Origin of the sequence: Streptococcus sp. HMSC071H03 (assembly GCF_001813035.1) — a bacterium.
Classification (GTDB): Bacteria; Bacillota; Bacilli; order Lactobacillales; family Streptococcaceae; genus Streptococcus; species Streptococcus anginosus.
The window spans coordinates 217,052-242,160 of sequence record NZ_KV811145.1 but is presented as its reverse complement, the minus strand read 5'-3'; the positions used below and the strand labels follow the sequence as shown (position 1 = coordinate 242,160).

The 25,109-nt window shown below is 40.4% G+C and carries 17 protein-coding genes and 3 pseudogenes; 2 read left to right on the top strand and 18 right to left on the bottom strand.

Annotated features, from left to right (window positions below):
* The 15 genes and pseudogenes from HMPREF2887_RS10410 to HMPREF2887_RS02510 form a co-directional block, all read right to left on the bottom strand.
* The coding region (locus HMPREF2887_RS10410; protein WP_261673800.1) for a DUF6414 family protein at window positions 1-500 on the bottom strand (500 nt) is incomplete at its 3' end.
* Entirely contained in the window at window positions 497-1,279 is a 783-nt protein-coding gene (gene pezT / locus HMPREF2887_RS02570; RefSeq protein ID WP_057489708.1) for a type II toxin-antitoxin system toxin PezT, read from the bottom strand. The genes pezT and HMPREF2887_RS10410, both read right to left, overlap by 4 nt.
* The gene (gene pezA / locus HMPREF2887_RS02565) at window positions 1,279-1,755 is read right to left on the bottom strand and encodes a type II toxin-antitoxin system antitoxin PezA (protein WP_049512045.1); all 477 of its coding nucleotides are present in this window, start codon (window positions 1,753-1,755) and stop codon (window positions 1,279-1,281) included. The genes pezT and pezA overlap by 1 nt, the downstream gene beginning before the upstream one ends.
* A gap of 69 nt (window positions 1,756-1,824) precedes the next feature.
* Complete coding sequence (locus HMPREF2887_RS02560) at window positions 1,825-2,112, bottom strand: hypothetical protein (RefSeq protein ID WP_049476718.1); 288 nt, start codon at window positions 2,110-2,112, stop codon at window positions 1,825-1,827.
* A gap of 44 nt (window positions 2,113-2,156) precedes the next feature.
* A complete protein-coding gene (locus HMPREF2887_RS02555) occupies window positions 2,157-2,546 on the bottom strand; it encodes a DUF5945 family protein (RefSeq protein WP_049512043.1) in 390 nt (129 codons plus the stop codon).
* Window positions 2,543-2,770, bottom strand: coding sequence for a DUF5965 family protein (locus HMPREF2887_RS02550; RefSeq protein WP_007520115.1), 228 nt, complete (start codon window positions 2,768-2,770; stop codon window positions 2,543-2,545). Before HMPREF2887_RS02550 ends, HMPREF2887_RS02555 begins: the two co-directional genes overlap by 4 nt.
* 54 nt (window positions 2,771-2,824) lie before the next feature.
* Window positions 2,825-3,913, bottom strand: a complete 1,089-nt coding sequence (locus HMPREF2887_RS02545; protein WP_049512042.1) for a DUF3991 domain-containing protein — start codon at window positions 3,911-3,913, stop codon at window positions 2,825-2,827.
* A gap of 38 nt (window positions 3,914-3,951) precedes the next feature.
* Window positions 3,952-4,589, bottom strand: a pseudogene (locus HMPREF2887_RS02540) (peptidylprolyl isomerase).
* A gap of 95 nt (window positions 4,590-4,684) precedes the next feature.
* Entirely contained in the window at window positions 4,685-4,975 is a 291-nt protein-coding gene (locus HMPREF2887_RS02535; RefSeq protein WP_024052551.1) for a DUF5966 family protein, read from the bottom strand.
* A gap of 15 nt (window positions 4,976-4,990) precedes the next feature.
* Window positions 4,991-5,290 carry a DUF5962 family protein gene (locus HMPREF2887_RS02530; RefSeq protein ID WP_049512039.1) on the bottom strand — a complete coding sequence of 100 codons (300 nt, stop codon included), beginning with the start codon at window positions 5,288-5,290 and terminating at the stop codon, window positions 4,991-4,993.
* A gap of 69 nt (window positions 5,291-5,359) precedes the next feature.
* Window positions 5,360-11,608: pseudogene (locus HMPREF2887_RS02525) on the bottom strand (SNF2-related protein); the annotation flags it as partial.
* Between the two features lie 56 nt (window positions 11,609-11,664).
* Window positions 11,665-12,181: pseudogene (locus HMPREF2887_RS10660) on the bottom strand (hypothetical protein); the annotation flags it as partial.
* A gap of 49 nt (window positions 12,182-12,230) precedes the next feature.
* Complete coding sequence (locus tag HMPREF2887_RS02520; protein ID WP_049512035.1) at window positions 12,231-12,782, bottom strand: hypothetical protein; 552 nt, start codon at window positions 12,780-12,782, stop codon at window positions 12,231-12,233.
* Window positions 12,766-12,960 carry a thrombospondin type 3 repeat-containing protein gene (locus tag HMPREF2887_RS02515; RefSeq protein ID WP_049512032.1) on the bottom strand — a complete coding sequence of 65 codons (195 nt, stop codon included), beginning with the start codon at window positions 12,958-12,960 and terminating at the stop codon, window positions 12,766-12,768. The genes HMPREF2887_RS02520 and HMPREF2887_RS02515 overlap by 17 nt, the downstream gene beginning before the upstream one ends.
* On the bottom strand, window positions 12,961-17,862 hold the full coding sequence (locus HMPREF2887_RS02510) for an SspB-related isopeptide-forming adhesin (RefSeq protein ID WP_057489710.1): 4,902 nt from the start codon (window positions 17,860-17,862) through the stop codon (window positions 12,961-12,963).
* Window positions 17,863-18,055: 193 nt separating this feature from the next.
* On the opposite strand from HMPREF2887_RS02510, the gene HMPREF2887_RS02505 reads away from it, so the two are divergent.
* Window positions 18,056-18,646, top strand: coding sequence for a type IV toxin-antitoxin system AbiEi family antitoxin domain-containing protein (locus HMPREF2887_RS02505; protein ID WP_057489711.1), 591 nt, complete (start codon window positions 18,056-18,058; stop codon window positions 18,644-18,646).
* Window positions 18,643-19,488 carry a nucleotidyl transferase AbiEii/AbiGii toxin family protein gene (locus HMPREF2887_RS02500; RefSeq protein ID WP_057489712.1) on the top strand — a complete coding sequence of 282 codons (846 nt, stop codon included), beginning with the start codon at window positions 18,643-18,645 and terminating at the stop codon, window positions 19,486-19,488. Before HMPREF2887_RS02505 ends, HMPREF2887_RS02500 begins: the two co-directional genes overlap by 4 nt.
* A gap of 96 nt (window positions 19,489-19,584) precedes the next feature.
* Here HMPREF2887_RS02500 and HMPREF2887_RS02495 read toward each other — a convergent pair whose 3' ends face one another.
* Genes HMPREF2887_RS02495 through HMPREF2887_RS02485 form a run of 3 tightly spaced genes read right to left on the bottom strand, consistent with a single transcriptional unit; the run spans window position 19,585 to window position 25,029 of the window.
* Window positions 19,585-22,371, bottom strand: a complete 2,787-nt coding sequence (locus HMPREF2887_RS02495) for a phage tail tip lysozyme (RefSeq protein ID WP_057489713.1) — start codon at window positions 22,369-22,371, stop codon at window positions 19,585-19,587.
* On the bottom strand, window positions 22,368-24,719 hold the full coding sequence (locus tag HMPREF2887_RS02490) for a VirB4-like conjugal transfer ATPase, CD1110 family (RefSeq protein ID WP_049512024.1): 2,352 nt from the start codon (window positions 24,717-24,719) through the stop codon (window positions 22,368-22,370). The genes HMPREF2887_RS02495 and HMPREF2887_RS02490 overlap by 4 nt, the downstream gene beginning before the upstream one ends.
* Window positions 24,676-25,029, bottom strand: coding sequence for a PrgI family protein (locus tag HMPREF2887_RS02485; protein ID WP_037613260.1), 354 nt, complete (start codon window positions 25,027-25,029; stop codon window positions 24,676-24,678). The genes HMPREF2887_RS02490 and HMPREF2887_RS02485 overlap by 44 nt, the downstream gene beginning before the upstream one ends.
* Window positions 25,030-25,109: the final 80 nt, after the last annotated feature.

The following is a 25,109-nucleotide window of genomic DNA, read 5'->3' as shown; positions in this document are numbered from 1 at the left end:
TTTATCTCTCTTATTCCAGAATTCAACTTCGAAAATGACATAGATACATTTTCCATGCCTTCTATACTTTGACTCCCCTCCATCATTTCTGAAATTGGTGCAATCATAGCAAAATAAGACATCGAATTTTCACTAATTTCTAGAGTATAGTTTTCTGTAATATCAACAAGATAGTTTTTCTTCCGTAATTCTACGGTATCTAAGAAATCGTATAATAGAGAATTTTCAAGAATTGTTTTTGCTATTTTGTTTCCTTGGATAGCACCTGAAGTAGTACTTGATACACTTACCCCACCACTTAGACCTGCCATTTTTTCAAAAATAGTTTTTAATGCACCATTTTTACCTAGCGAGACTTCCCCAGTAATCTGTGCATCAATACCTCCTTCCAATGTTGACATTAGCTCAGTTGTTTTCGTTAATTTCCCCTTTGATTCAATTTGTAAAAAATCCATCGCTGTCGATTCATCAAAATAGATTACCTTTTTTATTGTTGTCATTTCTTACTCCCAATCATATTCTTATCTACTAAGTTAGCTAATTTTTCTTTTCCCATCTTCATCATCTCTTTCTCAACCTTACTCCATTTACCGAAGAGAGATTTTTGAAGAACTTCTGCTGCTGCCCCCTCATCCGTTTCAGAATCGTAAATGCAAGTCCTATCTCTTTGATAAATTTGAATGCGGTCAAAGAGTTTATCGTTTTCTAACTCTCTTAGATTATCAACCAAATGGTCCACAATACCATCATGGTACTCTTTAGGTGTTGCTCTAGTTTGGCTTGGATTTACTGCATAGACTTCTTCGTAACAGATTAAGGTGCTGAGATAAGACAATTCAGGCTTGGTGGCTATCAAGGCTAACGAGACTTGGTATCCCCTTGATTTTAATAGCTGTGTAGTTTTTCTTGGGACTTCCGTCGTTCTCAAAGTTCCTTCAATTAACAAATGATAGCCTTGTATGCTGAGTTCATCAACCAGATGCTCTACCATTTTTCCTGTAAATCCCTTGGTGTAGTCCACACTATCTTTACCATACTTTTCTTGCAGAGCTAAGTAATTTGGGTGCTGAGAACGATAGCTATCACCGTCAATGATAACGATATTTCCCTGAAATTCTTTTTGTTTAATTCGATGAATAGTCGTCTTTCCTGCTCCGCTTTGACCACCAAGCAAGATGGCTTTAGGTTGGTCTGGAATCGTCTTTCCACGAGTTAGAGCTCGAATCGTTCGCTGTAAGGCTTTCTGAAATTCATCCTCACTAAATTCTTCCAGTCTCATCAAGCCACCACCCGATGATACACCGTGTCTAACATCCGCTCTATACCGTCTAAATAGCCATTATAACGCTCTATTTCATCGAAAGTATCAACAAGGTAAATCTTTGTATGGATCAATTCAGCCAGATCGTCGCTCATCAAAATCCAAGGATTAGTTTCGTCATCAAAAGCAATATCCTGACTATCTTGGTAGCGATAGAGTTGGGATAGAATGGCTGCTCCACGTTCTTTAATCACTTCTACTTTTAAGGTTAGTTGGTAATCTTCAACAGGTGTTAACATTTTGTCCTCCCCTACAATATCAACGTATGAAACATTAAATTTCTGACAAATTCGGTCGATGAGTTCTGTTGAAACCGTGCTAGTTCCATTTTCATATCGACTTAAGCTATTGCGTGAAATCCCAACAATTTTTGCGAATTCTGGCTGGGTTAGATCATGAGTTCTGCGTAAGGACTTAATATTATCTCCAATCATATACTGTTTCCTCCTTGTATTTACTCTTATTATACCACAAAGAACGGATAACGCACCAAAATTGGTGCATTATCCGTTCTTCGGTTTCTTTGCCTGCTTAAATTCTTCAATCCGTTTCGCCAGTTGCTCGGTGTTCAGTTTGTTCTTGACATCAGTAATGGTTTCATCTAAAGTTAGTTCCCTTGGTATAGGTTTTGAGATGGTTTCTTCTGCTCTAGTGGTCTGAGTTTTTGAATCAAAGACAACATCTAGTAATTGGTCTACCTTAAATAATTCGGCTTCAGACATCCCTGATAAGCGATGAATGAGACGTTTAAAGCTATTCTGGTTATGAGTTTTCTTTCTGAATAATCGCATAGTTTTTCTCCTTATAAAAAGCAGTCCAGCTGGACTGCTCTCGCTTATAGTTCATCAATAGCTACGGAAATAGCCTGTAGCTTTTTATTTTGAATCTTCTTTTCATCAATCAGCTGATGGAATTCTTCAATTTGCTTTTGACAAGCTGAAATGTCATTGTTGTTTTGTGCAATTGTATTCGCCAAATGTTGTTTGTAGTCACTAGTGATATTTACTTTCAGCGACTGACTTTGCTTATCTTTTTCTTCAGTCTTTGATTCTACTTTAGCTTCTGGATTCTTTTTTTGCTTTTCAAAAGCAGCCACATAATCCACTTCTTCATTTGGCTGATCATCCTTTTTATGGAAGAGTGCTGCGATTTTAGCTCGCTCTTCATTTGAAGATGTTGGTGTCGCATCGTCTAGTGGCTGATCAAAATTCCATGATTTACTCATTCTGTATCCTCATTTCTATCATTTGGGTGGAGTGGGGCTTCTTTACCAAAGGCCTGTTCTAAAGCTTCATGAAAGGATAAATGACTAGATTGTTGCCGTTTGATAAAGGTACTGTACATAACTGTTTGAAGTTGGTCACGATAATTTTCCAATTTTTCCGTCTCTCGCGAGACTTTTTCTTCTTGTCTAGCCACTTTTTCAGCCAGACGTTCAATCACACTCATAAAACATTCCTCCTTGTCACACTCTAGCTTATGACAAGACTCTTGATTTTGTTATCACAATTCTAAAACAGTCTCTCGTTTAGGTGGAGGATGATTCCTAATGACTTGTGCTTGAACTGATTGGATAACTTCCCCTAAAGAAATTTCCCTTTGTTGTTTCACCAAATCATTCCAGTCTGACTTGGTTTCAAATCCCTGTAATGGTGGCAATTCTTGAACGATTGGAATACCTTTCTCTGACAATTTCTGACAAAAGTCTCTCCCGGCTTCATCATTATCAACTGCCAATGTTATCATTTCAGGGTGTTCATTAAAATAGGGTGTCGTATCTTTGATGGCATATAGGTAGTTGGTTAACCGATTAGGTGTGACGGTGTCTAAAAAATCTAGTTTCCCTTGTTCCTCTGCTGCTAGACGCAAGACTTGGTATGCAATCACTGAAAGTTTTAAGCCTTCCATTGAAACCAGGCGAACATCTGATAGCTGCTTTTGATGAAGCTGATAATAGCTCATCATATCAATAACCGATTCACAAAAGATGAGTCGATTAGGTTTGCCAACATCAAAACTAATACCCACATGACCATGAGACCCCTTCATGATTTTCTTCAAGTATCCTCGATCATGTCTTTGTTCATTTTTGACGAGACCTTGAAGGCTTGCTCCTTCTAGCTGACCATGGTGGTTGTAGCTCTTAAAGACAAGGACAGATTCCTGAAAGGTCTTTGTCTGGTAACATGCTTGAGCCAAGATCCCTTTTCTACCGAAGGCATTAATAACATCATCACTTAATCCACGAACCTGGGTCAAGTAAGTTCTTGCTTGCTGAAAAGTTTCTTCAGGCAAATAATAACGAAAATGTCGATAAGTTTCTTCTATCGTTTTAGCCTGTTTAAAATCTCCAGTTTCAAGATAGGACACGGCTTCTTTGAAAGAAACACCTGCCACTAACTGAACAAAGTCAATCACATCTCCTTGTATATCTCTTGAAAACCATTTGAAAGTATTGGTATCGGCAAAAATCCGAAAGGAATCATGTTCTGGGTGTTCATAAACTTGTCCTGATAAACATCTAAAGGAATAACCCAGACTCTCAGCCACATCTAAAATGGACTTTTGTTTTACTGCTTTAATTATTGTCATCTCATCTCCCTATCAAAAAAGCAGAAGAATCTCTCCTGCTAGTTTGTCTCATGTGTGGTATCTCCTTGAATGTTTGGAATACTAGAGTTAGCCCCATCGGTAGCTTCTTTTAAGTTCTCTAGTTTTCCATTACAAATGGTTAGATGATTAACCAGGAGCTTGTCTGAAACCTTGGAGTAGGACAACTTAATCGTCTTAGTTTCTGTCTGAGTAGTTCGTTGTTGCTGCTTACTCAAATCAGATACATAGGTCACTTGATAGGATACTTCTGCAAGTGCTTCATTTTCTTCTGTATCGACGTAGATACTAGCTGATTCAAATCGGTAGTCAAGCATGTAATCTTTATAAACTTGATTGATGGCTTCTTTCTGATTTGCTTCTTCTTCTGAAAATGCCGAATCAGTCATGTAGGGCTTAATACGAGTGTTATTTTCACCTAGCTGAACTTTGGTATAATACCGTGTCAAAACTCTTTAACAAGCTCATCTGATAAGATCGTTGCTTTTTCTTCCTGCCTTTCCTTTGTCACTAGCTTATTTGCTTCTGCTCGTATTTGGTGCTCAGTTTGCTTTGAAACGGATTGTGAGCCAATCGTATAGCCAATCATGACCATAAAACTTACTGCGACTAAACCTCCTACTCCAATCAGAAATCTAGCCTTTACTTTATTTAACATGGCTTTCTCCTTTATAAGTGATAGCCACATCATATCAAGATTAACTTGGAGATTTTATCACAAGAAAAAGGACTACCAATTGGTAATCCTAAGTATTAAGCTACCCTTTTTCTCCATAATCTAATCATCAGAGTAAGGAAGAATAAAAAGTTTGATGCAATATAAAATCCTGTAAAACTCCAAATACCATTGGTGGCTAAATCTTCTGTATAGAGATTTCGTTCTGTGAAGAAGAGGTAAATCCCAAAAATTTCCATAAAGGCCAAGCTTCCAATGAGGCCGATAAGAACTAACCCTGTTGCAGCCTTTACAATCTGAAATAAAACAATAAAGATTAATCCTAATGCGGTAATAAGAAGAGAGCTTTGTAATATCTGTTCCATCATGTCTTGCACCTCTTCCTAAGTCAATTGCTTACGGTAATAATCAGCTTGTTCCTTGTCGAGTTCATCTAATTGACTAACTAAATCAAGGTATTCTGCTTTTGTCACCTCATCTAAGTCTGGAAAGTCATTCTCACGAGTTGTGATGATGACCTCTAATTGACTAGTGATTTCTTGTTTTGAAAAGCTATAATCAAGGGTCTCATCTTCATACTGTTCTTTTAAGGATTGGTAGTTTTCTCTATCTTCTGGGCTTGTAAATCCTTGTGCTAACCATTCTTCTAGTTGATAACGCATTTCTTCGACTGTTTGGGTCATGGTCTGTTCTCCTTTTGTGATTTCTTGACTTCATTTTACCGCGTTCAAAAATATTTGTCAGCCTTTTTCTTAAATCTCAAGAGCTATTTGTTGCTGTTTTTGATGTTGTGTGCCTTCATTAAACTTGGCCAGTGCTACATCAATTTCCTCGATTTCAGCTTCTTGTTCTACCAAGGGTGCCAAAACATCATACTTAGCCTTTACAAGCTGATAATCCTCTTCTTTTGGAAAGACTTTCTCAACTTCAACTTTCGCTACTTGTAACTTATCTTTTAGGTTCTTTACCATCTCTTCTGTCTTTTCTTGGTCATCAATAATATGGTCAATGGCATTATTAATCCGTTGAATAGTTCCCACGTCTGATTTCAAATCAAGGGCGACTGTATATTGATTATCTCCTACAATCATCAAAGAAATAGTCTCTGGTAAGGGCTCACTAGGACCTCGAGTTGTCATTTTTAAATCAAATCCTCTAAATGTGGCAAGAGTTCTGACTTCCTTTGTCTCTGAACGGTTATAGGTAATGAGTTTTCGGAGATAGTCCCCTGCTTCAGCACGATTGTCCATTGCTTGATTGTCAAATCGCATGACAAAGTCTAAGTGCTTAGTTGCGAGGGATTGAGCAATATCCTTATCATATTGACTCAATCGTTTTTCCATGATAGGGAGGTACTTCTCGCAATAGGAAACGGTATGGCGGTATTCATCTTTGGAGCGGTTAAAGGCTCGTTTTTGATTTTCTAATACTGTCAGTTCATTTTCCAACTCCATTTTGAGTTTGAGATAGGGATTACCAGTCGCTAAAGCCTTAAAGTCAGAAGCCGTCATGGTTTGTTCGTCTATATCTTCTGCTGCTCGAATAGGTTCTTTAGATGTCATAATTTGTTTAATATAACGCAACTTATTTTCCTGTGTTGCCCACAAATAATTATCAAAAGAACCTTTCGTAATATAATGATAAATCTCTACATTTTGGTGCAGATTACCTTGTCTAATCAAACGTCCATTGCGTTGCTGGATGTCAGAGGGACGCCAAGGAACATCCAAATGGTGGACAGCTTTCATTCGTGATTGCACGTTTAAACCAGTTCCGCCCTTTTCCGTTGAAGCCATGAGAATCCGTACTTCTCCGCTATTGACCTTTCTAGACAGTGAGTTTTTCTTTTCATCAGTATTGGCGTCATGGACAAAGGCAATCTGGTCTTTTGGAATCCCTCGATCCACAAGCAAGTCTTTGAGTTCATTGTAAACATCAAAGCCCTCTTCCTTACTCTTTGGCGTTCCAATATCAGAGAAAATCATCTGAGTGGCTTTGTCTTCTGCTCCTTCACGGTAAATTCGCTCGACATTATCGACCACTTGAAGGATTTTCTGATTGTCCGCTAAGGTATAAGCAGGGTCAATGAGACGCATATCAATAGCTAGTTTTCTGGCTTCGCCGGTTATCTTTAACATATTATCAACGCTAGGATCTACACTACCTGATTTGATAGCGTCTGAACGCTCTACCAGTTCTTCTAAATAGTATTTCTGGGCTTCTGTCAACTCGCTTTCCACCGCAATTATCTTAGCTTCTGGTACAGGTAAATCCAACATATCAGAAGTTTGAATATCGGCAGTCTCCTTGTAGATTCGCATAAGTTCAGGAAGATTGACAAATTTTTTAAACCGTTTCTTAGGCTGGTACTTATCTCCTGTTGGGGCTAATTCCATAGAGTTCTCGATATTCCCAAAAGCTCCAACCCACGAATCAAAATTGGATACTTGGTATCGCTCTAAAACATCTGGTTGAATGTAATTCATCATGGTGTAAAGTTCGCTGATAGAATTGGATACGGGTGTTCCTGTCGCAAAAACGACATTTCTATCTCCATGCTCTGCCTGAACCTGTCTGACCTTCATCTCCATATCCACGTTCTTTTTAGAAGTGGTATTGGTGATTCCAGCTACATTCCCAAGTCCAGTGATTGGACGGATATTCTTGAAGTGATGAGCCTCGTCCACAAAGAGAAAATCTATGCCTAGATTTTCAAATTCAATAAAGGTATCTCGCTCCAGTTTTTGGAGTTCTTCCAACTGGTGCTCTAATCCCTTGATAGAACGCTCTGCTTCTTTAACTGTATAGTTATTGTCACTACCTTGTTTGATTTCTCTTAGCTGCTCTAACTTATCCTGAATATAAGTCAACTGTTTTTCCTGACTCATGGGGATCTTTTCAAACTGGGAATCCCCAATGACAATAGCATCGTAGTCCCCTGTGATAATGCGAGAGACAAACTGCTTGCGTTTGGCTTTGGCAAAGTCTTTCTTGGTCGTCACATAGACCTTTTTCGTTGGAAAGAACTTCATGATTTCTTGACCAAACTGGGCGGTCAAACTAGAAGGAACCACATAGAGAGGTTTATGCACCATACCAAGTTCTTTCAGTTTAAAGCCTGCTCCCAGCATGGTTAAGGTCTTTCCAGAACCGACTTCGTGAGCTAGTAGGGCACGTTTTTCTTCCACAATCCGTTGAATGGCATTCTTTTGGTGAGGACGTAAGGAGATATTCTGGGCAAGCCCATCGATGGCTAAATGACTGCCATCATAGACCTTGGACACTGTTCGATTATAGAGGCCGTTATAGGTGTCTTCAATCATCTGCTGCACTTCTGGGTACCTTGCCACAAAGTCTTGAAACAACTCTTGAATTTGGTTTTCCTTGGCACGAAGAACTGTTGTTTTCTCCACATCTGTCACATTCTTTTTCTTGTCTCCTTCAACAATTTGTTTTGTGATGGTCGGTTGATTGGAATTAAGGAGGTTTTCAAAGATTTTTCGACCACTATCATAACGAGAACCTGAAACACCCAGACTTCTATCCGTTGCCGTAGAATAGGTATAGGCAAACTTAGACTGGTAGGAAATTGTTCCATCAAGAGGACTGACTTCAAGGACTGTCGCTACTTCTTGGCCAGAGAGTTCATAGGCTTTCCCCATAAAGGTTTCTTGGGCAAATTTTCCATAAACGGCTAGAGGAATCCAACGTGAGCCAATCCGATAATCAATATCAGCTAGAGTGACACGTTGTGGTCTAACCTCTTCTAAGAGAGCTTGATAGTGTTGCCAAGGAAAATCAGAATTTTCTTGCTTAATGAGTAAGTCCACAATTTCTAACTTAGTCACCACATCCCCTGATAAGAAATCCTGACGAGACACATAGACCACTTCTCCGTTTTGGAGATAGCGTTCTGGGTCAGGAATAATGGCATCTCCCAGTTCTTCAATCAAAGTAGCTTTGGAATCTGTGTGATAAATAGACATCATGTAATCCAAATCCACTCCACGCCCATCTGCTAGGCTGGAATTGAGAGCATCAAGTGCTGAGGTAACTTCTGTCACTTCTCTTTCAGGACGAACCAGAGCTTTTTCAAAGGCAAGCGACTTAGTATAGATAATCGTTTTTCCATTTGGGTCAAGACTTTCATCTTCTAAACTAGCAAGGAGCGAATACTTATCATCACTATCAAAAAGATTGCGGTTTACAGCACTATTCAAATAACCATAGCGTTTGACAAAGCTATCATAAACATGATTGAGTTTGCCTAACAATTGATTAAATTTCTCCTTATCGTAGTCATAATAGCGTTGAATGGCAATGACTTCTTGATAAGTATTACGAATGTCCACCATTCCCTTAATCCGTGCCACTGCCTTATCTGATAGCGGTGCTTCATAAAAGACCGTTTTTTTGAAATATCCCTTAAATTGTCCTCGTTTTGCTGTTTCCTCGGTCACATAGACATCAAGAGCCGTACTATCCGTCACCTCTAAAGCATTAAAGCGGTCAATCTGCTTTTGGGAATGCTTGCTGTCCCAGGCTTTAAAGTTTCCATCTTCATCGACATAATAGCTGATTTCTTCCGTCTTGGTTCCCACTCGAATACCTTTGTTATCTCGATAGTAAACCGTAGAATCCTGATAGCCAAAACTGTATTGACCAAGATTCTCTCTCATTTCAGGTGGAATGGAGGTATCAATAACTAGTTTGGCCAGTACATCTGGGTTGATGATGATTTCAGAAGCATCTACCATTCTTGGTGCCTTGACCTGTTCCAGAGCAGTCTGAACATCTCCTATCAGGTTATCAGAACTGCCCTTAACAGAAAGAGTTCCACCGTTAAAGTTTCTGACTTCATAGGTTCCTAGAACTTGGCGATTGTATTCTCCATCAAAGTAAGGATTGAGCCAAATGCGGTCATCCTTGTCATAACGAACGGAACCTGAAAAGGCTAGGTCAGCTGCCACATATCCTTTGTCCAAGTGCTTCTGGAAGAACAACATATCTGTTGTAACATTGGTTCCTGCAATGGCCTTAAAAGCAGTATCTGGTAAACGCACACCACCAAGAAACTCGGTTGTCTCACGAATATCTTGAAGAATATTCTCCGTCCGTTTATCCATGGTTCCTGTGGAGGAGATAATGGTCACTTGCCCACCATCATGTACCAAATCAAGCGACTTCTTCACAAAGTAGTCATGAATCATATAAGGCTTATCGTACTTGTTATCTGCAATCCGAATATTAGCAAACGGTACATTTGAAATTACCAAATCAAAGCTATTATCATTAAAAGCAACTGTCTCAAAACCTTTGACTTCAATATGCGCATTTGGATGAAGGTGTTTGGCAATAGCTCCTGTAATGGTATCTAACTCCACACCGTATAACTCACTTTTTTCTCTCAAATGTTTGGGCATAGCCGCAAAGAAATTCCCTGTTCCCATGGAAGGATCTAGGATTTTACCACCTTTAAAGCCATCTCGTTCCAACTTATCCCATATCTGACGAATAAGGGCAGGATTAGTGTAATAAGCTGTTAGAGAGGACTGTTTCATATCCGAATATTCCTTATCGGATACTAAATTTTTTAGTTCTTCACGTTCTTTAGAGAACTTAGGATTATAGTCATCAAAGAAATCGTTAGCAAGTCCACCCCAACCCACATATTTGGCCAAAAGTTCTTGTTCACTCGGAGTCGCTTGTCGTTGTTCTGCTTCAAGTGTTTTCACAAGACGAATGGCAGCAATATTCGTCTCCACCTTATCTCTAGCTGTCTTAGGGTAAAACTCTGTCAGATCTTCTGGAAAGTGAAAATCAACAGCAGGAATGGTTTCAACGACATCAGCTACCTCTGAATCAGTCTCCATCTCAATACTTTCTGGTACTTTCTCTTCTATTGCATTGACTGGTTGTGCTGTCATCATCACTTTAGAAACTGGATCTTTTTGTTCTTCCATATCCATAAAGGAAAAGAGGTCTAATTCCTGACTGGTTTGCTCCATCTCTTCTTTTTCTTCGACAGAAGGAACATGGAGAGCCTGGGTGATGTCGTCTAGTGTCTGGAAGAAAAGGACTGGATTTTGTTCAATGAGATAGGAGAAATCATTTTGTAATTCAATCCGAATCAGGTTATTAACTCCTGACTCTTCTATGGCTATCACCTTAAAGTCTTGTCCCTTATAAGTTACCATAGAGTCAAGGGGAAAACGTTCAAGAGCTTCTTGTATGATAGGATTGTTGGGGGTTGGCTGAGGAATGGACATGTCAGCCTCAGTTTGAATAAAGGTGTCCCTCCAGTCTTTAAAGACAAGGTCTGGAGTTTCCTGTTTTTCTGCTTCAAAAGTTCTAGCTTCTTCCAAAGATAAGTCTTCGTGTAAAAAGCCATAAGCAACTGGTCTTAAATCTTCCAAATCCAGCTGACTGGTCAAGAAAAATTCAACCTTTTCATGGCTAAGTCCCATCTGAAGCAATTCTGTCGCAAGAGCTAGTTGAGTTACTGTGGCTTTGGGATAGCCACCTAATAATGCAAGGTCCGCATTTTCCAAACGGAAGCGACCTGCTGCGTCCAATAAAACGCTGACTTGGTCTGGCTCAAACTGAAACAAATCAATCCCAACCTGATTCAATATCTCTTGATTTTCAGTCCTGATAGCTTGACCAATCTTTTCTAATTCCTTTTCTTCGATTTTAGTCAGTGTTCGTTTCAGATCATAGGCACTACCATCAGCCTCTAAGTAGGTGAGCAGTTGCTTTCCCTCATAGACTGGTATCATTTCCATCTCATGATCAAAATCCCCACGTCTAAGGTTCGGAAGTTTAGGAAGGTCGTTTCGTACCTGGTCAAAATGGCTCAGTATCTCAAATTTCTGAGTCAGATTCAATTTCTCATACGCTGGTAAGTGTTCCGTTTGTCCCGTTCGAAAATCCAGTTGTGACAGGTCTTCGTCAAGGCTTGCAATCATGATAAAACCTTCTTCTCGAAAAGTAATCTCTTGAGGTGGTTCTGGTCCCATGATTTCTTTCTCTTCTTCAATAGCTTTTGGTTTCACTGCCTCTGCTTCTGGTTCATAGCTCAAAAGAAATTGTTCAATATCACGACTGATACGATCAGACAGGTTATTAGCCACACGGTACACATTGACTAAGTTTGCGGCTCTGCCTTTTTCCAACAGAGAGGATACTGAAATGGACTGATAAGCTCCTTCTTGGTCTAAGAGTTGAAAGCGAGTCGCCAGGTTAAAGAGGGCAACCTCAATTACCAAGGCTTTCTCATTGGTTGATAATTGGGGCAACTTATTTAGTCCAGGCTGACCAAAGGTTTGCGTATAGGTACGTAAGTCATGAGCTGCTTCAAATGGACTAGCTGCCACGAAGGCAGAGACATCCGTCTCAAACTGAACCACTTGAACAGGTGGTTTGACCTCTCCCCTATGGGTCGTAAAGTGTTGGATCAGACTGTCCCAGTCCTCATCAAAATGGGCTGCCTGATAACATAAAAAGGATTCCAAAAGAATATGGTCACGTGGCAATCTTGCCCGCAACATCTCTAGTAAGTGTTCTTGATTCATGCTTCTCTCCAATCGAAAATGGGCTGAGAAATGTTCTCAGCCCACTGCTTTAATCTAGGACCAAGGCTCTTTGGTCTTTTTCTTGTGGCAACTTATCCATTAAAGTCGTCACATACTGTTGTAAGAAATGGCTTCTCTGGTCTAACAAATCTTTCTGCAAGGCAATGTAGGTCACATCTCCAAAATAATCTTGGCTAGTTAGAGACAAGTCCTTTTGGATAATGTCTTGCAAGGTTTCTAAGGTGAGAGACGAATAATCGTCCTCATCCAAAACCTCATACCGAGCAAGGGTGTCTGAAATGTTGTTGGACGCTATCACTTCCATGATGAAACTAGCTCCCTCCCCTGTTAGATAGAGTTTATCTAACAAATCGGTCAGCTCTTCTTGAAGCTGTTCCTGATATCCTTCTGCCTTTAGGCGTAAATCATCACTAACCAAAGGCAAGTCATCTATTGCCATAAAGTCACGATAGAGGGTATCAAGTAGTGACATATTATCAACACTTAACTCCATGGCTAGAAAGGCTTTAACCATATCTTCATAGTTTTCTCGTGCCATCTCTGAAAATGTCTTAGAAATGGTTTCATAGTTCCAAGTCATAGCTTCTCTCCTTACGCTGATGTTGAGTTGGCCATAAACCTTGTTGTACTTCTTCAAGATCCGTTAGGCCATCACTATCCGTGTCACTGCTCAAGGGATTGGTTCCTCGATCTAGTTCCACAGCGTCCGTTAAGCCATCCTGGTCAGAATCCGTATTGTAAATTGTTTTTGGTTTCATCTAGTTGTCCTCCATTTTCCGCTTTGAAAAGCCATAAGCTAGACCGAGAAGAAGTCCTCCACCAACAAGCGTCAAGAGAGACTGACTCTCCCCTGTATTTGGGAGAACACTAGCAGGAACTGGCGGCTCAGGAGTCTCAACTGGTGGTTGTGATGGTGTTGGCTGATTTGGAGTTGGTGGTTCTGGTTCAGGAGTGTGCGTCTTAACGGTGTTTGAACTGATGGTATAACCATTAACAGTATGAAGCACTGTATTTTCCACCTCACCTGAAGCGATTCGTTTCATCTGCAAGTAAACATCTGCTTGAAATTCAGATTTTTCTGCGAGACCTTCTAAAAAATCTTTATCAAAGCGAATGGTGACTGTGCCTTTTGAAGTATCCACCTCTTGTAGCGTGTACTTGGTCACTTCTGTACCTTTTGGTAGAACACTTCCATCTTTTAGAGTGACATCCACCAAAGTATAAGCCTTATAGACACCGTTATAGGCATCGTGACTTTCATCGTAATCATCGTTAAAACGATAGTCAATGAGCGGTGTCGCACGATTAGCTGGAATGCGTGCCCCTACTAAGCGATAGTTAAAGACCTGATTCATAGCAAGACTTTTGCCGTCAAGGCTCTTCTTTTGAGACAAATCAACCACCACATCTTTTTGTGGATCTAGTTTTGGCACATTATTGACCACGGTTTCTGTCACGTAAGCCAAGCCAAAATCAATCTGATAAGCCGTATTTTCATACTTGCCACCAGTCTTTGTCAGCTCATTCTTAATGGTCATCGGCAGTGTCACGACTAAGGTTTGACCTGTTTTAACATAAGTCTCATAAAAGGCTTTAGGATTATCGGCACTTAAGACTTGAATGGCTCCTTTGGGTGTAAACTGGCGTTTGGCCATAGCTTCTTGAATGACTTTGGGGGCTTCTGATAGGTTGGCGTAGGTTTTAACAGAGACACCTTTGACAAGATTGCCTGACTTATCCATGATGTGAACACCATCTGGATTTAAAGTCAGAGCTTCTTCGGGATAGTCATCTACCATATAGAAACCTTTAGCAAGGGTATCATCTGTCACTACCAAGTCCTTGTACTGACTGTAATCCAGAACCATTTTATAGTAATTGATGGTATTAGGAAGAATGGTCTTGCCATCAATTGTGCTGCCTGCTTTATTAGTATTAAACTTGTGTGGAGTAACTTTGGGTACATGATTAGTCACCGTGTTGGTCTTATAGGCTTGCCCAAAGTCCACTTGATAAGCCACATTATCATAAGACTTCCCTGAATGAAGCATGGATTCCCGAACGGTCATAGGCAGTGTAATAGTAATGTTTTGTCCCTTAGTCACATAAGTATCATAAAAGGCTTGAGGGTCTTCTGCTATAAAGACTTGGAAGGCTCCTCTAGGCTCAAACTTTCGTTTAGAAAGGGCTGCTTGTAGATTTTTAGGCGCTTCTGATAAGCTAGAATAAGTTTTCACCGTAACACCTGATACTGCTTTACCATCAGATGTGGTTAGCTGAATAGCTGTTTCATTTGGTAATAGGGCTTCTTCGGGATAATCATCTACAAAGTAAAACCCTTGTGCAATTTGAGCCTTATCTGCTTTAATGCCTCGGTATTGGTCCAAGTCCCATGACAGCGTATAATGGTTTTTAGTTCCCACAAGCATGGGCTTCCCATTGATGTCCACCTTATCCTTATTCAGGTTTTGTTTCTTAGGCTCTGGAGAAACGAGGGTATTGGTCACTTCCTTGGTTTCGTAGCCATTGCCAAAATCGACTTGATAAGCCTTATTCTTGTAGTTAACAGTTTGACCATAAAGACTCTCTTTAACGGTCATTTTGGTTAGCAGTTCCAATGAAGTTCCTGTTTTAACGTACTGGTCATAGAAGGCTTGATTATCGTGAGGCATGAAAACTTGAAAGGCCCCTTTTGGTGTGATCTTGGCACGAGCCAGTTTGTCTTGAAGGTCTTTAGGAGCATCCTTTATAGAAGCGTAAGCTTTGACAGAAATTCCTGACACAGACTTGCCATCACGAGTGGTGATGACTGTTCCCTGATCCACTAAATCCAGCACATCTTCAGGGTAGTCGTCCACAAAGAAGAAGCCACGTGCAATGGTCTCTTTAGAAGAGCTATCTCCCTTGTATTGGTCTAAATCCCAAGTCAAACGGTAGTGATTGGTGGTTCCTAAAGCAACCACGGTATCGTTAATGACGACACCGTCCTCATTTTCATTGCGTTTCTGAGGTACAATGTGGCTGGTCGTATCTCCATCACCTGGTGTCCGAATGGTTACAACATTTGAAGTGACGGTATAAGCATTTGGTGTTCCCTTGTTCATCAAGAGCTTATAGCTGTTGGAATAAGTGGCCCCATCATTTTGAACAGTTCCATAAAGTTTTGGGGCGGTCAGTTGATAAACCTTGGTTAAGTCTTTATTAACCTCCTGCAACAAGTTTTCCTTGGCAGTTAAGGTCACAAAGTTCTTTTCTTGATTAAAGGTCACCTCATAGTTTCCGTTCTCCACTTGTGTTTTTTCCTTATCAAACACATAGCCTGCTGGCAGGTAGTCTTCGAAAGTAAGGCTTGTTGTTTTGGCACGATTGGAAGAAAAAGCGTCTACTGTCAGTGGGTAAATAACAGTTGAAGCCTTTGCGACTGTTTTGCCATGAAGATTAGTTTGGTCTGTATTCACCACTTTTTTCATAATTTCGGGCGTTGTTGTCAGACGGTAGTCATGGTAGTGAACCATTGGCACTTGTGGTGCTTTGGGCAAGGGTTTTGAAGTAGGAATTTTCGGCAAAGTGACCTTTGTTAAGGTCAAGCTAGGTTGTGTCACTTTCTCTAGTGGTTTCTCTTTAAAAGTCACAGGTAGTTCGGGCGTAAACGTCTTTGGTGTGAAAGTTTTTGGCACCACCTTAATCGGATCAGGTACGGGATCCAGTTTTGGGGTCACATATGGTTTGGGACGATATGGTTTAACAGTTCGTGCGACGGGCAAAGTATTTAAAGCAAACCAATAGGTCTTTCCACCCACCTGCATTGGCATGTCTCCCTGCCCAAAAGTCACTGTATAGGTATTCCCTGATGTGACGGTTGAGACAATCGCACCTTTATAGGCATAACGACTAGACGTAGTATCCCATTCCTCTGGCAACTTCAAGTCACTGGCACGGTTTGAACCTAGTGAACGAGCCAAGCCTTCATTTGTCACTTGAATCGTTGAGCCATTGATAGGCACAAATTTACCAGACGAATTCTTCACATATTCCAGACCGATATCATTATGATTCAGTGAGGAATGGGTAAAGACACCTGGTTTTTCCTTGGTGAAAGCTACTTGCGTTCCATCTTCCAAAAAATACTTGGCTTTGACACGGAACTCCATCTTATCGGTTCGCCAATTTCCTGTTCCATCATTTCGGTAAGCAATAAAACCTTCTGTTGGATCGTTTGGCACGACTAACTGTACTGCATTGGTGCCAGTTGGTGAAACAAGATTAGTAATATCATAAGTGATACGACTAATTCTCTTCCCATCAAATCGGGCATTTTGTAAGTTTTGATAAGTGAAGCTTAAGGTTTCACCTGTCTTAAAAGAGTCATATACAAAGAAACCTGTGGAATCTAAAATGTTAGAATAGCCTCCAAGCATTGCATCGCCTTTCGCAATAATACGGTCTGGATTGCGAGTAGTTGCGCCATGTCTAGCCTGCGGCTCACCATTATTCAAGTTTAGAGCTTGAGCAAGGGCTTCTGAAATATATCCCTCTTCCCCTTTTGAAATCTCCGCTAAATCACGCTTGTAGCGGTTCAGTTCTTTTGCGTTATAAGCGTCAATGGCTTCATTTTCTTTCTTTGCGGCTTCTTCTTTTTCCTTGTTGCGTTTGGTGATAGCTGCAATTTCATCCGCACGATCTGTGGCCAATTTCTGTTGGTTGTTATTGTACTTATCAACAGCAGCTTGACCTGCTTTGTTTTCGTCATCAATCGCTTTTTGTCCGGCTTGATTGCGTTTGTCAATCGCTTCATTATCAGCCTTGGCCTTAGCTAGACCAGTTTCATTTTCCTTTTGAGTAGCAAAGTTCTTCGCAACAAGGACGTCTGCGGCTTTTTTCTTGGTCACATATTCTGCAAGATTCTCCTTATTTTTCTGATCAATAGTAGCTACTGAAGATATGTAATCCTGATAGCCTGAAACAGTCGAGCCATCTCCTGACGATACCGTTTGAGTCGTTACGGTCACATCAGCAGACTTATCTTTACTTTTCAACTTCGAAATTGTGCTATCCACCAAACTGTTTGAGCCATTTCCTGCTTGAGTCGCTTCTTTGTGACTGGCCTCTAACGCAGCATTCCCATTTTCAATACGTGTTTTATCTTGCTCATAGGTTGCTTTAGCAGATTTGTAGTTCTCTGTGACCGTAGAAATCTCCTCAGCTTGTTTGGTAGCATCTGCTTCAGCTTTAGCTAATTGTTGGTTAGTCTCACTAGCTGATGTCGTGTTGCCCAAATCCATCGATTGGTCCTGAACAGTCTTGACACCTTCTGCTTTCGCTTGATTGACAGCTTGGGTTACTGTATCATGAGGAACCGTAACCGTGATAGCACCGTCTGTTTGACCAGTTGAATCAAGACGCTTCGTCTGTTCCACAACTGGTGCTGGCTGTGCTTGAGGCAAATTGGTTGCAGGATTTTCCGTTCGTTGAATGATGTTATCCTGTGGTGTCGTTACTTCGTCAGCCTGCGCCACTGCACCACCCCATGCGACAATAGCTGTGACCATTGTTCCAATAGCTACCGAACAAAGCGTACGATACTTCTTACTTTTACGAAAGACATGCTTCTCTGCTTTTTCCTGATTCACTAAAAAGTGATGATGACATTGTTTTGTCATAACTAATCCTTCTTTTCTTTTGATAAGTAGCAACAATCTGTCGCTCTTTCCCCATCATAAAAAAGAAGCCTTGATTTTGGTATCACATCAAGTAAGAGAATAGTAAACTGTATGTATAACATCTAAAAATGTTGCTTTTGTGCCGTAAAAATGTTAAAATCGCGGTACAAAAGCAACAAAGAGAGGGTCGAATATGTCTAAAAAAGAATTGTTACTTGAGTACTTAGACAGTCACAATGGCATGATTACTCATAGAGATTGTAAAAAATTAGGTATTCCAACCATTTATCTAACTAGACTAGAAAACGAAGGGGTTATCTTTAGGGTCGATAAAGGAATCTATCTGTCCTCTAGTGGAGATTATGATGAATACTATTTCTTTCAGTATCGTTACCCCAGAACTGTTTTTTCTCATATCTCTGCTCTTTATCTACAGGGACTTACAGATGAAATTCCTCAATATTTTGAAGTAACAGTTCCAAAGGACTACCGTTTTAGGAATACACCATTAAATTTAAATATTCACACTATTTCTAAAGATATTGTCAACCTAGGGGTCATCAGTGTAAAAACTCCAATGGGAAACACCGTTAACGTTTATAATTTTGAACGTGTTCTGTGTGATTTTATCCTTAATCGAGATAGCATTGATGCTGAGCTATTTGTTAAAACACTTCAGACTTATAGCAACTTCCCTAAAAAAAATCTCTCAAAGCTCTATGAATATGCTCAAAAACTGAATATCTTAGATGAAGTTAAACGAACCTTGGAGGTACTACTATGAATAAAGCAAAATTAACAGCACTCTGCCATAAAATATCGAAGAATACTGGATTAACTTTTAATTCCGTCATGACCTATTACTTTCTTGAAGCTATTCTGAAAAAATTAAGTCAGAGTTCTTATTCGAATCACTATATTTTTAAAGGTGGATTCCTACTTTCAAACGTCATTGGGCTTGAATCTCGCAGCACTGTTGATATTGACTTTCTGTTTCATAAACAAACTTTATCAGAAGAAAATATTCAACAACAGCTTGAAGAAATTTTAACTGAATCGAAAGATGGTATTCAATTTTCAATTCAATCCATAACAGCTATTAAGGAAAGCGATGATTATGGTGGTTACCGAGCAACCATTTTATGTCAACTCGAAAATATTAAACAAATTATCCATTTAGATATTGCGACTGGAGACATTGTCACACCTTACCCTGCTACCTATGACTACAAAGCCATTTTTGATGATGACAATTTTCCAATCATTGCTTATACGATTGAAACAATCTTAGCTGAAAAACTCCAAACCATTTATTCACGAAATTTCTTGAACAGTCGCAGCAAAGATTTTTACGATGTCTATATCCTTTCAAAGCTAAAGAAAGATGACATTGATTTTTCACAATTAAAAATTGCTTGTGAAAGAACCTTTTCCTATCGTGAAACTGAACTCGATTTCAATAAAATCATTGAACTACTGGAGAGATTCAAATCTGACTCTATTCAACAGCAACAATGGCAAAATTATTCAAAAAAATATAGCTATACAAAAGACATTCTATTCACAGATATACTTAATGAGATTATCAGCCTCTTGATAGCTCTCAATTCTAATCATAACGTTTAAGTCGTGACTGAAAGACTTTAAAGCTAGCAGCTGACCTTGCCATAAAAAAACAAAAAGAATATGCTAACATTTTTATACTTTGTTAGCATATCCTTTTTATTTCGTTGTGTAGGCAAAACTGATGGTACTATCCACTCCTGATAACTTGCGGAAGGTATAGTTGGGATTGCCATTATAGTTGGTCTCTGAGATAAGAAATGACCCATCTGGATAAACTTTCTCAATAAATGCCACATGCCCGTACTGTCCACCCGCAAAGGAGACAATCGCTCCTGCTTTAGGGATGGTTCCTGTTTCACCACCGAGACTAGCCGCAGTTCGTACCCAATCTTGACCATTGCCCATGGTATTGATAATCGGAATTTTCTCACCATTTCTGCCTTTGAGTTTCAATCCTAATTGGTTAATCCGTGCAGCCACTCCCCATGTACATTGACCGTAGGCATAGCCCATACCATCACCACCACCTGGGATAGAATTGTCATAGAGGTCACCACGAACAGCTTCCAAAGCTTTGGGATCACTTTGGGCAGTCCCACCATTCGGCTGGCTAAACCCTTTTTCGATTTGGTAATACCACTCGGTTGCTCTGGTTTGGCGCTCTAAGAGCTTATCTCCACTATTTCCTTCCCAATAAATGAGAAAGAGTTGAGCAAGGTTTGCTGGACTTCCTGAATGTTTGAAAAAGTCCTTTAACCAGTTGGTGTAATAGGGACTATCCCCATGCAACATGAAGTCCAGTTGTAAGCCTAAGTCATACCACTTCTGGTTCTTTCGTTTGGCATATTCTAACAAAAGTGTGTGACGGCGTGACCCATCAGCAGTATCTGTCCACTGTCCTAGCCCTAGTCCACGTCTCAAGATATTAGGGTAACGACCGTTATAAATGGCTGGACCACCCAGAGATAGCCACCCCTCATCATCCCAAGAGTTTTCTCTTGCCCCAACTGGAGGAGATAGGTAGTCGCCTTCAGCTCGTTTGGGATTGATAGAGGATTCTACCGACCAGTTTCCTAGGACAGCTGCGATGGCTTGATTGGTCGCTCCTTGACTTCTCAGGTACTCATAGATCGCTTTCGCTCTCGCAAACTCATCCCCGCCAAACTGACCAATGGCTGGTATAATAGTGGTTTGAAGCTGAATCACTTTAGGAAAGTAAAAGGCTGGATTGACATAAACCAACTTGTCCGTGTCATCATCCACCTTTTGATAGGTGACTTTTAGCCCCGTACCATCTTTAGTTTGGCCAATAACCTCTCCTGCTTGGACTCGCTGACCAGCCGTCACTCGACCAGTATGAACATTATAAAGAGTGAGTTGAGCTTTGTTTAGTCCTTTGCCTGATGTGAGGATAATATTATCCCCATCAAGAGAGACTTTCCCATCCATAGGTGCCACAATCACTTGGTTCTCTTTAGCCTCTAAAGTGATGTGATGATGAAGCATTGGTTTCTCATCCATCACCTCGTAGCCATAGCGAACGGTCATGGTTAGAGCGTCATCTTCCGTTTGTCCTTGAAAGGGATTCTCCAATTCCTGAAGGGAAAGGTAAGTTCCTTCCTCGCTTAATTCCTTCAGGTCTGCTCGTTCTTCATCTGAGAGTTTATAAAGAGGATTTTTAGTTAAGTCTGACATGGACTGAATAGATGAGCCACCATTTAAGTCCTGCCAAAGCTGACTCAAATAAGCTTGATAGGTTTGAGGACTTTCTTCCATCACTTCGTCTAAGGCATAATCCTGATACTTATGATTCATGAAGGCCATGACCTCATCAATCTTAGTGTAGTAGGTAATGCCTTTATCATTGGTTCTCGTGTGCTCCGCATCCTCCCAGGTCAGATGGGTATAACTCTTGGTCAACTCTATCTCATCTTGTTGGATGAGACTGGTTCCTGAAATCCCCATGACAAAACTCATCATGAGAAGAAACAGAAACAACAGGCCTGATACCACCCAAGTCATGGGATTTGTGATAAGAGCTGAAAAGAAGGTCAGGCTCCCCTTAATGGCTTGGATTATTTTTGAAAAGCCTGCAATACCTTGCTTCCCAGCCTGTTTAAGAAAAGTTTGGTAACGTCTTCTTGGCTTTAAAGGTTTTTGGCGTTTCCAGCCTTTCCCCTTTTTAAAGTTCTGATACCGTTCCTTGCCATGAGCAATCTTGTTTTTGACAAAACGATGTCCAGTCTGCCCACCTTTCACGACGACTTTTCCAGATTGATAGGTAAATCTAGCATAGCGTCTGCCTTTCAGACTGGTATCTTTTAGGGTTCTAAGACCATCTAAATCATCGTCTTGAGCAACTACATCTAGCGATTCGGACGCTAGAAAACGCAACCCTCGTTTAACTTTGGTAGAGGTTTTCTTGGCCTTATGAGCCTTTTTGAGCTGATGAACCTCACGTTTGGCGGAAGTGACTTCTTTTTCTGCCTGAAGGCGGTCAAAATTTTTCTCTTTTTGGAACTGAAACCGTGAAGTTTTCGTTTCTTTTGACTCTTTGAGATAGGTAAACTTAGGATTGACAGTTTTCTCTTTTTCTTCTAGCTTGACCTCTGCCAAGTGTTTTTGGGCAAGCTTCAGACGATTTCTTGCTTGTGGGAGACGGTACTTTCTTATTTCCTTTGCCTTTAACCATCTGGGAGATACATAGGCGATAGACTCCTTAAAAGATTCTGTCGCAGCTGTTTTTTCATCTTGATAGGCTTCTTTGAGAGTTTTCTTCTGTTCTTTTGCTTCTGCTTTCTCAGCTCGTCTGGTGAGAAAGCGTTTCTTAGGGAGAGCTATTTGTATGGCTTTCTTCTCCCTACGGTAATGAATTCGGCTAGACTTTAAACTGCTTTGAAAGGTTTTTCGTGCAGCTTTAAGGGTTTTCTTATCTAGTATCATTTGTCAAGCCTCATCTTTTCTGGATCGGTACTCATGATGTCAAAGAGCTTGGTTTGGTGTGGAATCTTATTCCTGAATGGTACAACTGTTGAGCCAGCCTTAATGAGACCTGCTCCCTTTTCAGGATTAACCAAGTATTTCTCTAACTCCTTGGATAAACCTAAGAGGTGAACCAATTCTTCTCGGTCATTCTTAGCCTGTTTTAGGAGAATCATGAATTCGCTATTCGCGATAATGCGTCTGCCATTGGCATCAAGAAGCAGCGTTTCCACATTCTGCGTAATCCCTGTTGGCGTTGCCCCATACTTCCGAACCCGACTCCAGAGTTTGAAGAAGAAATCAGAAGCGTACTTATCCAATAACAGCAGCTGCATTTCATCAAAGTAAATCCAGGTTCTCTTCCCTAGTTTTTGATTCTTCACCACACGATTCCAAATCTGGTCAAAAATCACCATGAGGGCAATTTGTTTGAGTTCATCGCCCAGCTTTTTGACATTGTAAATGAGGAAGTGGCTATCGGTTTTGATGTTGGTGCGGTGTGAGAAAATATCTAGAGAACCTTCCACATACAGTTCCATATCAAGAGCCAAGTCCTTCGCTTCTAGTTCAGGTTGCTTGGAGAGGACAAAGACCCATTCCACCAAAGACGGTTCTTGAAAATGCTTATAGGTCAAGCGTGTCACACGGTCGATTAGTGACTTCTCACGACCATCTATTTTGCGGTCCAACAATTTCCCAATCCAAGACAGGAGAAATTCTGACTTGACCTTAACAGGGTCTTCATCCATATTCTCATCTGACAAGTCTAGGACATTCAAGAAAGTGGTGGAGTCAGGCGCAATGTCAATGCTTTCCCCACCAAAGGCTTGACCGATGATGCTGTACTCATTTTCAGGATCGACGATGATGATTTCGGTATCATTATCCGCTTCTTTTAATTTAGTCGAAATAATCTCATGTTTTGTGGCCATGCCTTTCCCTGAACCTGATGTCCCTAAAATTAGACCTGATGGGGTATTGAGTTTCCCACGGTCAATGGTAATGATGTTACTTGAAATCTGATTAATCCCGTAAAATTTTCCACCTTTGTCCTGAATATCAACAGAAGTCCAAGGTGAGTTGACGGCAATATTCGAGGTTAAGAGAGACCGAGAAACACCTTCAACATAATTCTTCCCAAAGGGTAACAGACTATTAAAGGCAGCTTCCTGCATATAAGTCAGATTATCAATGATGAGATCATTTGAGCCGGCCACTTGTTTGACAATGTCTAAGGATTGGTTCAGCTGATCCTCATTATCCGCAAAGACCCCAATCAAAAAAAGGGTGTCAAAGAGCTTGTCTCCAGTCTGTGTCATAGTTTTAAGCAGCTCATCAGCTTCATCAATGTTACTTTCAAGCACCTGACTAACCTTTTCCAAATAAACACCAGATTGTGCCATCTTTTGTTGCTCGCCAATTTTTTGTGATTCCATCAAGGTTTTCTTGGTTCGGAGTTTCTTCATGGCCTCTGACTTGGCTGAGCCTTTGGCATGCAGGCTCATCATCACTTCCAAATCCGACTGTATTAAATCACGAATAAACTTGTCCCCTAACTCCATACCGTAATCCCGAACATAGACAATCTGTAAGAGTCGATTGTCTATTTCAATATGATTTTTGTGTTTGAAAGATAAGCTTGGTGGTGCAATAAAATGTTTGGTGGTTTGTCCTGAACGCACGAGGTCTTGATAAGTAAAGGGCAGATGGTTTTCTCCGCGTAACATATCGGCCAGGTGATTGGCTCGTTCTTCTCCTGTCAAGAGGTTAAAGCTAGCCTCGATTTCTGAAAGACCACTCTTGAAGTATTCTCCAATTTGAGACAGAGAGCGGTAAGCCAGTTTAGGCGTTTGGTCACTTTTCCCAAAAGAAATCAACTTGATAGCTGAAAAATTATTCTTTCCTGCTTCTAAGTTAGAATCCATCATACTGTTGAATTCCTCACGGTAGGGATCAAAACCATCTTCATGTAAGGGATAAAGGACACTTTTTCGGAATTGTTCCAAGTTGACCTTCTTGTTAAAGATGGTCAGTTGGAAATTTGTTTTATCGTCCAGCGAATTGATTAAATCTGAATACTTCTCAACAATAGCCCCCTTATCCTCCAATCCCACGGTCTGGTAATTGACATCCCCTAAGAGATAGGACTGAGAGAAATAATCTGGGCTTACCTGCATAAGGCCATTGGGAAAGAGACCTTGATAAAAAAGAGTATTAACGGTTGTTGGTAGAACCTCCTGTTTCTTTGGGGTTGTCTTTTTGACCTTAGAAGAGGTCTTTGGTTTCATGAAGTGTTTTAAGTTTTTCATGGTGAATTCCTTTCTGTTCGATTAGGGTGCGGTCTGGTACCGTCATCTCGTAATGAAAACGGTATTTTAAATAGGTTTCAAAGGGGAGATCATTAGGACGATAAACCCCAAATAACATGAGGGGGATGGTAAACGTAAAAACAAATCCATAGACAAACCAGTCCCCAAATTGCCAATAAAAAAGATTTAACCCTAAGACAAGGATGGTGATGGCAATAGCTGGCAAGACAAAAATGACTTGCCGTGTGGTAAAACCTAACCAAGCCCTGTGTTGAACCTTTGTAACGTCCTTAAAAACACGTGTATTCATAAAATAGTAACTCCTTCTTTGATAAAAGGACCAAGATGGAAATCTTAGTCCAGTTTAAATTGTTTTGTGACTTTGACACA